This is a genomic window from Nocardioides plantarum (assembly GCF_006346395.1).
In the GTDB taxonomy this organism is placed as follows: Bacteria; Actinomycetota; Actinomycetes; order Propionibacteriales; family Nocardioidaceae; genus Nocardioides; species Nocardioides plantarum.
The window spans coordinates 679,602-690,675 of sequence record NZ_VDMS01000002.1; the positions used below are offsets into that span (position 1 = coordinate 679,602).

Consider the following 11,074-nt stretch of genomic DNA (forward strand, 5'->3'; position numbering starts at 1 on the left):
ACCGATGCGTCATCCACCGGACACGCCCCATAGGATTTCGGGCATGACCGAGAACCCGGAGCAGCCCACGGACACGACGAGCGCGCCACCCGCCGCGCCCGTCGTACCCGACAAGGCCGTGCTCGAGGGCCTCGAGGCCAAGTGGTCGGCGCAGTGGAAGGCCGACGACACCTACGCCTTCGACCGCACCAAGGACCGTGCCGAGGTCTACTCGATCGACACGCCGCCGCCGACGGTGAGCGGCAGCCTGCACGTCGGCCACGTCTTCTCCTACACCCACACCGACCTGATCGCCCGCTACCAGCGGATGCGCGGCAAGGCCGTCTTCTACCCCATGGGCTGGGACGACAACGGCCTGCCGACCGAACGCCGGGTGCAGAACCACTACGGCGTCCGCTGCGACCCGTCGCTGCCCTACGACCCCGACTTCACCCCGCCCGAGAAGCCCGACGCCAAGAAGCAGGTGCCGATCAGCCGGCCCAACTTCATCGCGCTCTGCGAGGAGCTGGTCCCCGAGGACGAGAAGAAGTTCGAGGCGCTGTGGCGCACGCTCGGGCTGTCGGTCGACTGGAAGCAGCACTACACGACGATCGGACCGAAGGCCCAGAAGGTCAGCCAGACCGCCTTCCTGCGCAACTTCGCCCGCGGCGAGGCCTACCTCCAGGAGGCGCCCACGCTCTGGGACGTCACCTTCCAGACCGCCGTCGCCCAGGCCGAGCTCGAGGCACGCGACTACGCCGGCGCCTACCACCGGGTGGCCTTCCACGCCCCCGACGGCTCACCGCTGTTCATCGAGACCACGCGGCCCGAGCTCATCCCCAGCGTCGTCGCGCTGATCGCCCACCCCGACGACGAGCGCTACCAGTCGCTGTTCGGCACCACCGCGACCAGCCCCGTCTTCGGCGTCGAGATCCCGGTCGTGGCCCACCCCGGGGCCGAGATGGACAAGGGCTCGGGCCTGGTCATGTGCTGCACCTTCGGCGACCTCACCGACGTCACGTGGTGGCGCGAGCTCAACCTGCCCGTGCGCACCGTCGTGGGACGCGACGGCCGGCTGACCCGCGAGACGCCGGACTGGCTGTCCGGCGAGCAGGCCGCGACGGCGTACGCCGAGCTGGCCGGCAAGACGACGTTCTCGGCCCGTGAGGCGATGGTCGGCCTGCTGCGCACCAGCGGCGACCTCGACGGCGAGCCGAAGCCCACCCAGCGGATGGCCAACTTCTTCGAGAAGGGCGACAAGCCGCTCGAGATCGTCGCCACCCGCCAGTGGTACCTGCGCAACGGCGGTCGCGACACGGCGCTGCGCACCGAGATGCTCGACCGCGGTCGTGAGCTGCGCTGGGTCCCGCCCCACATGAAGCACCGCTACGACAACTGGGTCGGTGGCCTCAACGGCGACTGGCTGATCTCGCGCCAGCGCTTCTTCGGCATCCCGTTCCCCGTCTGGTACCCCCTCGACGACGAGGGCGCCCCCGACTACGCCCACCCGCTCACGCCCACCGAGGCCGAGCTGCCGGTCGACCCGTCCACGCAGGCCCCGCGCGGCTACGACGAGAGCCAGCGCGGCCGGCCCGGCGGCTTCCTCGGCGACCCCGACGTGATGGACACCTGGGCGACCTCGTCGCTCACCCCACTCATCGCCGGCGGGTGGGAGAGCGACCAGGACCTCTTCGACCGGGTCTTCCCGATGGACCTGTGCACCCACGCCCACGACATCATCCGCACCTGGCTCTTCTCGCGCGTCGTGCGCGCCGACGCCGAGTTCGGGCGGCTGCCGTGGTCGACCGCGCTGATCTCAGGGTTCGTCCTGGCCGGCACCGGCAAGGGCAAGATCTCCAAGTCCAAGGGCAACACCAAGATCGACCCCGAGCAGCTCCTGGAGACCTACGGCGCCGACGCGGTGCGCTGGCGCGCCGCGACCGGACGCCCGGGCCTCGACTCCCCCTTCGACGAGACCCAGATGAAGGTGGGGCGCCGACTGGCGATGAAGGTGCTCAACGCCTCCAAGTTCGTCCTCGGCAACATCGGCGCCAGCCCGCTCGAGCCGGCCCGGGTCACCGAGCCGATCGACTGCGCCCTGCTCGCCCGGCTCGCCGCCGTGGTGGTCCGGGCCTCGGACGCCTTCGACGCCTACGACTACACGACCGCGCTCGAGGCGTCGGAGAAGTTCTTCTGGGAGTTCTGCGACGACTACCTCGAGCTGATCAAGGAGCGCGCGTACGCCGAGGAGGCCAGCTCGGCCCGCGAGTCGGCCCGCGCGACCCTCTCGATCGCGCTCCAGGTCCAGCTGCGCCTGCTCGCCCCGTTCCTGCCCTACGTGACCGAGGAGGTCTGGTCGTGGTGGCAGACGGGCTCGATCCACCACGCCTCGTGGCCGGTGCCGGCTGAGCTCGGCGCGGCCGCCGCGGCCGACCCCACGCTGGTCGACCACGTCGCCGCCGCCCTGGCCGGCATCCGCGGCGTCAAGTCGCAGGCCAAGGTGGGCATGAAGGCCCAGCTGTCCCGCGTCGAGATCACCGCCCCCGAGGCCGTCCTGGCCGCCGTACGACTCGCCGAGCCCGACCTGCGCGCCGCCGGCAAGATCACCGGCGACCTCGTCTACACCGCAGTCGACGCCGGCGACCTCGCCGTCACCGCCGACCTCGCCCCCACCGACGCCTGAGTCCCTCGCTGACCCGTCGCCCATGGGCGACGGGTCAGCGTGAAAAGCAGACCGACCCGTCCTCCATGGGCGACGGGTCAGCGTGAAAAGCAGACCGACCCGTCGCCCATGGGCGACGGGTCGGCGTGGTGGTGGGTGCTGTGGCCCGACCGGGCTGGGTCTCAGGCGGACTTCTTCTTCTTGGCCTCGGGCTCGCGCAGGACGAACGTCGGCTCGGCCTCGCCCAGCACGACGGTGTCGGTGATGACCACCTTGGCGACGTCGGCGCGCGAGGGGACGTCGTACATCACGTAGAGGAGGGTCTCCTCGATGATCGCGCGCAGGCCGCGGGCGCCGGTGCCGCGCTCGAGGGCCTTGTCGGCGATCGACTGGATGGCCTCGTCGGTGAACTCGAGCTCGACGCCGTCGAGCTCGAAGAGCTTGCGGTACTGCTTGGTGAGCGCGTTGCGGGGCTCGGTGAGGATCTGCACCAGCGCCGCCTGGTCGAGCTTGTTGACGCTGGCGATGAGGGGCAGCCGGCCGATGAACTCGGGGATCAGCCCGAACTTCGTGAGGTCCTCGGGGCGGACCAGGGCCAGCAGGTCCTCCTGGGCCTTCTCCTCGACGCCGCGGATCTCGGCGGTGAAGCCGAGCGTCTTCTTGCCGACGCGCTGCTCGATGATGTGCTCGAGGCCGGCGAAGGCGCCGCCCACCACGAACAGGATGTTGGTGGTGTCGATCTGGATGAACTCCTGGTGGGGGTGCTTGCGGCCCCCCTGCGGCGGGACCGAGGCGGTCGTGCCCTCGATGATCTTGAGCAGCGCCTGCTGCACGCCCTCGCCGGAGACGTCGCGGGTGATCGACGGGTTCTCGGCCTTGCGGGCCACCTTGTCGATCTCGTCGATGTAGATGATGCCGGTCTCGGCCTTCTTGACGTCGTAGTCAGCGGCCTGGATCAGCTTGAGGAGGATGTTCTCGACGTCCTCGCCGACGTAGCCGGCCTCGGTCAGGGCGGTGGCGTCGGCGATGGCGAACGGCACGTTGAGCATGCGGGCCAGCGTCTGGGCCAGGTAGGTCTTGCCGCAGCCGGTCGGACCGATCACCAGGATGTTGGACTTGGCGACCTCGACGACCTCGTCCTTGCTGTGCTTGCCCTTGCCGTCGGGGCCCGAGGTCGGCTGCAGCCCGGCCTGGACCCGCTTGTAGTGGTTGTAGACCGCCACGGCGAGGGACTTCTTGGCTTGCTCCTGGCCGATCACGTAGGAGTTGAGGAACTCGAAGATCTCCTTGGGCTTGGGCAGCTCGTCGAGGCTGACCTCGGTACCCTCGCTCAGCTCCTCCTCGATGATCTCGTTGCACAGGTCGATGCACTCGTCGCAGATGTAGACGCCGGGACCGGCGATGAGCTTCTTGACCTGCTTCTGGCTCTTGCCGCAGAACGAGCACTTCAGCAGGTCGCCTCCGTCACCGATGCGTGCCACGGGCGAGTCCTCCTGGTTGACGACGTGCTGTGCGAGTGGGGGTGGAACGAGACGTGCGGGTGCTGCGGGCGATCTGCCCGACGGTACCCCGTGCCGCCCCCTGACAGGGGGCGGACACGGCGAACGGGCGGACGTCGCCGCTGCTGGCCTAGGCCAGGGCGGGAGTCTTGAGCGACTCGAGCACCGAGTCGATCAGGCCGTACTCGACGGCCTGCTCGGCGGTGAGGATCTTGTCGCGCTCGATGTCGCGGCTGACCTCCTCGACCGACTTGCTGCTGTGCTCGCTGATCATCTTCTCGAGCAGGTCGCGCATCCGCAGGATCTCGTTGGCCTGGATCTCGATGTCGGAGGTCTGGCCGAAGGTGCCCTCGGTGTAGGGCTGGTGGATGAGGATCCGGCTGTTGGGCAGGGCCAGGCGCTTGCCCGGGGTGCCGGCCGCCAGCAGGATGGCCGCGGCCGAGGCCGCCTGGCCGAGGCAGACCGTCTGCACGTCGGGCTTGATGAAGCGCATCGTGTCGTAGATCGCGGTCAGCGCGGTGAACGAGCCGCCGGGCGAGTTGATGTAGATGCTGATGTCCTGGTCGGGGTTCATCGACTGCAGGCACAGCAGCTGGGCGATCACGGCGTTGGCCACGTCGTCGGAGATCGGGGTGCCGAGGTAGATGATGCGCTCCTCGAACAGCTTGCCGTAGGGGTCGATGCGGCGGAAGCCGTAGGACGTGCGCTCTTCCCATTGCGGGATGTAGTAGTTCATCGCTACCTCAGTTCTTCTGGCGCGCGGGGCGCCCGTCGTCGGCCGCTTCGCGGGCGCTGGTGATGACCTGGTCGACCAGGCCGTACTCCTGGGCCTGCTCGGCGGTGAACCACCGGTCGCGGTCGGCGTCGGCGATCACCTGCTCGACGGGCTGGCCGGTGTGCTCGGAGATGAGGTCGAGCAGGACCTTCTTGATGTGCAGCGACTGCTGCGCCTGGATCTTGATGTCGGAGGCCGAGCCGCCCATGCCCGAGGACGGCTGGTGCATCATGATCCGCGCGTGCGGCAGGGCGTAGCGCTTGCCCTTGGTGCCGGCACAGAGCAGGAACTGGCCCATCGAGGCGGCCAGGCCCATGCCGACGGTCGCGACGTCGTTGGGGATGTAGTTCATCGTGTCGTAGATCGCCATGCCGGCGTCGACCGAGCCACCGGGGCTGTTGATGTGGAGGAAGATGTCGGCCTCGGGGTCCTCCGCGGAGAGCAGGAGGAGCTGGGCGCAGATCGCGTTGGCGTTCTGGTCGCGGACCTCGGAGCCGAGGAAGACGATCCGTTCGCGCAGCAGGCGCTGGTAGATGTGGTCGTCGAGCACGTTGAGACCGCCGCCGCCACCCAGGGTGGGGCCGGTCTGTTGGGCGTAGTGGTTCACCTCGCCGACACTAGCCCGCAGCGGGGACACAACACGGCAGATCCCGCGCTGTTCGCCATCAGCAGACAAGCCCCAGGCGCGCGGCGAGGAACGAGCCGGGCGCCGTCGGCGGCGCAGGTCGAGCAAGCCGCCAGGTGGGCTGCGAGGAACGAGCAGCGCACCGTCGGGGGCGCAGGTCGAGCAAGCCCTCCGGCCGAGGAACGAGGCCGGAACGGGCGCGTCGAGACCACCGCAGGAACAGGGCAGGTCGGTCCGCAGCTGCGGGCGTCTCGACTCGGGCTCGCTAGCGCTCGCCCGGCTCGACGACCGTGGGGTGGCGCTCGCCCGGCTCGACGACCGTGGGGTGGCGCTCGCCCGGCTCGACGACCGTGGGGTGACGCTCGCCCGGCTCGACGACCGTGGTGGACCGGCGCTCGACCCGACCACGGACGACCGTGTCGTCAGGACAGCCAGCGCCGCAGCGCGACGAGCACGTCGGGATGGTTGAGCAGCCCGAAGTGGTCGGTCCGGCCGACGTGGAGGACGTCGGCGCCGGGGAACAGCTCACCGCCCCTGCGGTCACGGCCGTACGCCGAGCGCGGGCGGACCAGGAGGTCGCCGACCACGTGGCCCACCGGGTGCCGCTCCGACTCGGTCACCGTGGCCGACACCAGCCGGTAGCGGGCGTGCGGGAGCGGGGGGACGTCCTCGGCGAGGCCGGCGACCAGGTCGTGCACCCCGGTCGATCGCCAGTCGAGGATGCGTCCGAAGGCGGCGGTCTCGGGCAGGCACTGCAGGCCGCGGCTGCCGTGCCCGATGCCCCACGCGATGGGGGCGCCGAGGTGGGGGGTGCCGAGGGTGACGACGTCGGTCACCAGGGTGTTCCAGTCCGGCGAGCCCGGGGCCGCGGCGACGGCGCCGGCCGCCCGGACGACCAGTCCGCCCAGCGAGTGGCCCACCAGGGCGATGCGGGTGACCGGCACCGGCCACGACTCGACGAGGCGCTGGACCAGCGCGGTCAGGGCGACACCGTTCTCGCGCAGGGGCAGCCCGGTGTTGACGCGCAGGAAGAGCGGCGACCACCCGTCGGCCGCCAGGGCCTCGCCGTAGGTGGTGCCGCGGTGCTCGCGGCCACGGTTCCAGTAGTCCTCGTTCTCGCACAGCCCGTGCAGGAAGAGCACCAGGTGGCCGGTCGCGTCGGGGAAGGCCTCGGTCAGGGCGTCTGGCTCGGGCGCGACATCGCGCCCGTGGCGGCGTACGGCCATCGGGATCGCGAGCTGCGGTCGCTGTTCCAGGAGCCGGTCGCCGATGAGGCCGTTGACCGCGGCCGACACGAACCGCCCGCGCGAGGTCGCCTCGAGCCGGGGGCCCAGGTCGGCGGCCGCCGCCGTGTCGAGACCGCGCGAGGCGGCGCGCAGGCCGCGACCGAGGCCCCCGTAGACCGCGGCCGCGATGCCACGGTGCACCACCTGCGGCACCGCCGTGACCGCGCCCGCGACACCGGACGCCTCGGCGGCGCGCCGGGTCAGGCCGTGGGCCCGGTCGGCCCAGGCCAGGTGGGTGTCGCGCACGCTCCTGACGACGAGCTCGTCGGTGACCTCGGCGAGCAGGGACAGCGCGTCGAGCACGCCCGGGCCGCCGGACACCGGGGCCACTGGGGTCACGGTGGTCGTCGTGGTCGTCGGCACGTCCGCATGCTACCAATTCGGTGAACATCTGTTCACTCGTGAGGGCATGGTCCTCCCCGTCGATCCCACCCGCGCCACCGGCCCGTCATTCGAACGACACATCCCCGTGGGACGCCTGTGGTTGGATGCGATTCATGACGGCTTCTCGGGCACACCTCGGGCGTGGTGTGGTGCCGTGCTCCGCGTGACCTTGCAGGGCGCCGGGCTCCCCGCGGTGATCCTCGGGTCCGGCGAGACGCTCCTCTTCGGACGCTCCCCCCACCACGCCGTCCCCGACGACGACCCGAGCGACGCGCTGCGCGTCACCGCGATCGCCCTCCCCCGCTGCGCCCCCCACGTGAGCCGGCTGCTGGGCGAGCTCGTCGTGGGCGACGAGATCGCCCGCCTGCGCTGGCACGGCTCAGGCGAGACGCAGGTGTCCAGCCTCTTCGACGCCCCCGGTGGCGCCCGTCGGGTGACCCTCGCGGAGGGCATGGCGCTGCTGCTCGACGAGGGCGAGAACCAGCTCGTGGTGATGCGTGGGCGCCAGACCGGGCCCACGACGTACGACGACCTGTCCATCACCGTCGACGTCGCGACCTCCGTGCCCGTGCTCGCCGACCGGCCGCGACCGCCCGACGATCCCTACGCCGACCTCGACGCCACCGCCACGGCCCCGGCGCCCCGGCTCCCCCCGCTCTCGCGGGAGTGGTACGTCGCCCTCGCGCTCGCCGAGCCCTGGCTGACCGGCACCGACGACTACCCGCGCCCGCCGTCCAACCGCGAGATCTACGAGCGGGTCCTGGGCTGGCACGGCTACGCCTGGAACCTCGAGCGCGCCCAGCGCGTCGACGACGCCATCCGCACCATCTCCGGGCTGGCGTTCGGCCCCAAGGAGGACCCCTTCAACGCCGGTCGCGGTCGGGCCCAGAACGTCCGCTTCGCCATCGGGCGCCGCACCGCCGAGGTCCGCCTGGTGACCGTCGACGACCTCGAGACCGTCGAGAGGGCGGCCTCGGCCCGGAAGGTTCCACCGGTCGTGTCCTAGCGGGGCCGGTCGTCGCCGACCTACCGTCACAGGCGACCCGGACCCCGCCGCACCTCGAGGAGACGCACCATGGCGAACAACATGCAGGGCATGGACACCGAAGCGGCCCGCTCGACGGCCAACCAGATGGACTCCCACGCCGCCGTGGTCGGCGACGTCTGCGCCAAGCTGCTGGCCCGCGTGCAGGGCACCAGCTGGATCGGCTCCGACAAGGACCGCATCCAGGACGACATCGGCAGCCAGTTCATCCCCAACGCCAACGCCGCGTGCGAGGACATCAAGCAGCAGGCGACCTACCTCATCAACAAGGCCGACCAGCAGGACTCCGTCAGCTCCTGACCAACCGCACGGGCACCACCAGCAGCACCCCCACAACCGAACAGCACAGCGACCCGAGCCACCGGACACGTTTCCGGTGGCTCGTGGCATGTAGGACGACGGATTCCTGAGCCCGACCGGCTCCAGGGAACGGAAGTTTCCACCCGACTCGCTCTCGACCGTGAGTACCGACCATGCCTAGTTTCCTCGGTACCGGGCTGATCGGCCCACCACGGATCTCGGACAGGAGCACGTCATGGCGTTGATCGGAGCGGACACCGACGAGCTGCGTGAGGTCGGACAGGAGTTCGAGCAGGGCAAGGAGACCACCGACCAGGTGATCATGTTCCTCAAGGCCCTGATCGCCATCCTCAAGGCCGCGTCGTTCTTCTCCGGCGGCGCCAGCCTCGCCTACGCCGAGTACCTCGAGACCACGGTCGTCCCGTGGCTCGAGAAGATCTCGCAGGCCCTCGGCCTGTTCGCCAAGGTCCTCAACTCGCAGGCCGAGGCGCAGGACACCGCCAGCGACGGCGGCACCGTCGACTACGGCTCGCTGCCCACCTACCAGACCCCGGCGCTGCCGGCACCGGTCACGCCCTACCAGGGTGAGCCGCTCGGCGGCACCGCGGCCGGCACCACGACGCCCGAGGCGGGCGGCACCGGCGCGACCGGCTCGGCCGGCGGGACCCCGCTCGGCGGCAGTGCCACGACCGAGGGGCCCAGCCTGACCATCGGCGACAACGGCCACCTGATGATCGACACCGGCATCGACCTCGACGGCGACAAGCCCGCCGACGTCGGCACCAGCACCGGCGGCGGCACGATCGGCACCTCCCAGGGCATCGGCAGCACCCCCACAGCCTCGGGCTCCACCCCCGACCTCCAGGTCGGCAACGTCGGCGGCGAGTTCGGCGTCGACTCCGACCGGATCTCGCCCACCAAGCTCGGCGGCGAGGTCGGTGTCTCGCCCAGCGGCGGCATCGGCGGCGGCGGTCTCGACTCCGGCGGCTCCGGAGGCGGCACGGGCGGCGGCTCGGCCGGCGGCGGTGCCCCCAGTGGGGGCGGCGGCGAGTCGACCGCCCTCGGCGGCGGCGGCATCGACAGCGGCTCCGGCAGCCCCACCTCCCACTCCGGCCCCGTGGCCGACGGCGGCCTCGGCGGCGCCGCGCCCGGTGCCGAGTCGCTCGGCACCTCGAGCGGCATGGGCCACGCGACCCCGACCGGGGCGGCCTCCGACGGCGGGCCGTCGTACGGCGCCGCGGCCGGCATCGCCGGTGGCGCGGCCGCCCTCGGGCTCGGCGGCGCGGCCCTGGCCAGCCGCAACGGCGGCGGCAGCGACGCCAAGATCGACCAGCTCTCCAGCACCAACGGCCGCGGCTCTCGCGGCGAGGGCGTCAAGGAGCTGCAGGAGCGGCTCACGTCGGCCGGCTACGACACCAAGGGCGCCGACGGCGCCTGGGGCTCCAACACCCAGGCCGCCTACGACGCCTACCGCGCCGACCACCCGCTGCCGGTGCAGACCGGCCAGGGCTACACCTCGCCGACCGGCTACGACTACAACCAGATCACCGGTGTGCAGGGCAACGCCAACGTCACCCCGGAGTTCCTGCGCAAGGTCGAGGGCATGTCCCAGCGCCTCGGCGCCCGTCCCGAGCACATCATGGCGGCGATGAGCTTCGAGACCGGCGGACGGTTCTCCAGCGACGTGCGCAACCCCCACAGCAGCGCGACCGGGCTGATCCAGTTCATGTCCGACACCGCCAAGGGGATGGGCACCACCACCGGCCAGCTCGCCCAGATGACGCCGGTCCAGCAGCTCGACTACGTCGAGCAGTACTTCCAGCCCTACCGCGGCCGGCTCAACGACCTCGAGAGCGTCTACACCTCGATCCTGGCCGGTCACCCCTCCTCCGGTGACAACCCCCTGTTCACCCAGGGTGACCGCAACTACGGCCCCAACCGGGGACTGGACACCGACCACAACGGTGTCATCACGGCCGCAGAGGCCACCGCACACGTCCGGTCCCGCATGGGCTCCGGCGGCAACTGAAGCACCCGCCCCTAACACCCCATCAAGTAGTTCAACGACAGAAGGAGCAGTTCCATGGCCATGAAGGGTATGGATGTCGAGGCCGGTCGCCAGGCGTCCCAGCAGATCAACCAGGGCTCGCAGGAGCTCGAGGCGCTCAGCGGCAAGATGACCCAGGTCATCCAGGGCTTCGACTGGATCGGCCCCGACGCCGACCGCACCCGCGACACCTGGAGCAGCGACTACGTCACCATGCTGCAGAAGGTCACCCAGTCGCTCCAGGAGTTCTCCACCCTGATCAACAACCAGGCGCAGGAGCAGGAGCAGGTCTCCAACTAGCTCCAACTAGTCCGCGTCGCGGACGGGAGGCGGCGTGCGCCTCGCGCACAGTCCTCCCTGCGGTGGTTAGGTCCGCCGCACCTGGGTAAGGCCCGGTCATGGATCGGGCTGACTGACAGATGGCCGCCGGGGCAACCCGGCGGCCGTCCGTCATTTCGGGACCAACCGGTCT

9 protein-coding genes are annotated in these 11,074 nt (G+C 70.9%); 5 read left to right on the plus strand and 4 right to left on the minus strand.

All coding sequences use genetic code 11. The features are described 5' to 3' along the window. Positions 1-43 precede the first annotated feature (43 nt). Positions 44-2,662 carry a valine--tRNA ligase gene (gene valS / locus FJQ56_RS15175; protein ID WP_140010377.1) on the plus strand — a complete coding sequence of 873 codons (2,619 nt, stop codon included), beginning with the start codon at positions 44-46 and terminating at the stop codon, positions 2,660-2,662. 161 nt (positions 2,663-2,823) lie between these two features. On the opposite strand, the gene clpX is transcribed toward valS, so the two are convergent. The 4 genes from clpX to FJQ56_RS15195 form a co-directional block, all read right to left on the minus strand. Further along, complete coding sequence (gene clpX / locus FJQ56_RS15180; protein ID WP_140010378.1) at positions 2,824-4,122, minus strand: ATP-dependent Clp protease ATP-binding subunit ClpX; 1,299 nt, start codon at positions 4,120-4,122, stop codon at positions 2,824-2,826. A 148-nt stretch (positions 4,123-4,270) separates the two neighbouring features. Then, positions 4,271-4,876 (minus strand): ATP-dependent Clp protease proteolytic subunit, encoded by a 606-nt coding sequence (locus tag FJQ56_RS15185; RefSeq protein ID WP_140010379.1) that lies wholly within the window; start codon positions 4,874-4,876, stop codon positions 4,271-4,273. A gap of 7 nt (positions 4,877-4,883) precedes the next feature. After that, positions 4,884-5,522 (minus strand): ATP-dependent Clp protease proteolytic subunit, encoded by a 639-nt coding sequence (locus FJQ56_RS15190; RefSeq protein WP_246084176.1) that lies wholly within the window; start codon positions 5,520-5,522, stop codon positions 4,884-4,886. Between the two features lie 440 nt (positions 5,523-5,962). After that, complete coding sequence (locus FJQ56_RS15195) at positions 5,963-7,189, minus strand: esterase/lipase family protein (protein WP_140010380.1); 1,227 nt, start codon at positions 7,187-7,189, stop codon at positions 5,963-5,965. A 184-nt stretch (positions 7,190-7,373) separates the two neighbouring features. Between FJQ56_RS15195 and FJQ56_RS15200 the strand changes: the two genes are divergently transcribed. The 4 genes from FJQ56_RS15200 (at position 7,374) to FJQ56_RS15215 (ending at position 10,902) form a co-directional block, all read left to right on the plus strand. After that, on the plus strand, positions 7,374-8,216 hold the full coding sequence (locus tag FJQ56_RS15200; protein WP_211351046.1) for a hypothetical protein: 843 nt from the start codon (positions 7,374-7,376) through the stop codon (positions 8,214-8,216). A gap of 69 nt (positions 8,217-8,285) precedes the next feature. After that, positions 8,286-8,555 (plus strand): hypothetical protein, encoded by a 270-nt coding sequence (locus FJQ56_RS15205; protein WP_140010381.1) that lies wholly within the window; start codon positions 8,286-8,288, stop codon positions 8,553-8,555. Positions 8,556-8,790: 235 nt separating this feature from the next. Next, a complete protein-coding gene (locus FJQ56_RS15210; RefSeq protein WP_140010382.1) occupies positions 8,791-10,584 on the plus strand; it encodes a peptidoglycan-binding domain-containing protein in 1,794 nt (597 codons plus the stop codon). Between the two features lie 54 nt (positions 10,585-10,638). After that, positions 10,639-10,902, plus strand: coding sequence for a hypothetical protein (locus FJQ56_RS15215; RefSeq protein WP_140010383.1), 264 nt, complete (start codon positions 10,639-10,641; stop codon positions 10,900-10,902). Positions 10,903-11,074 lie beyond the last annotated feature (172 nt).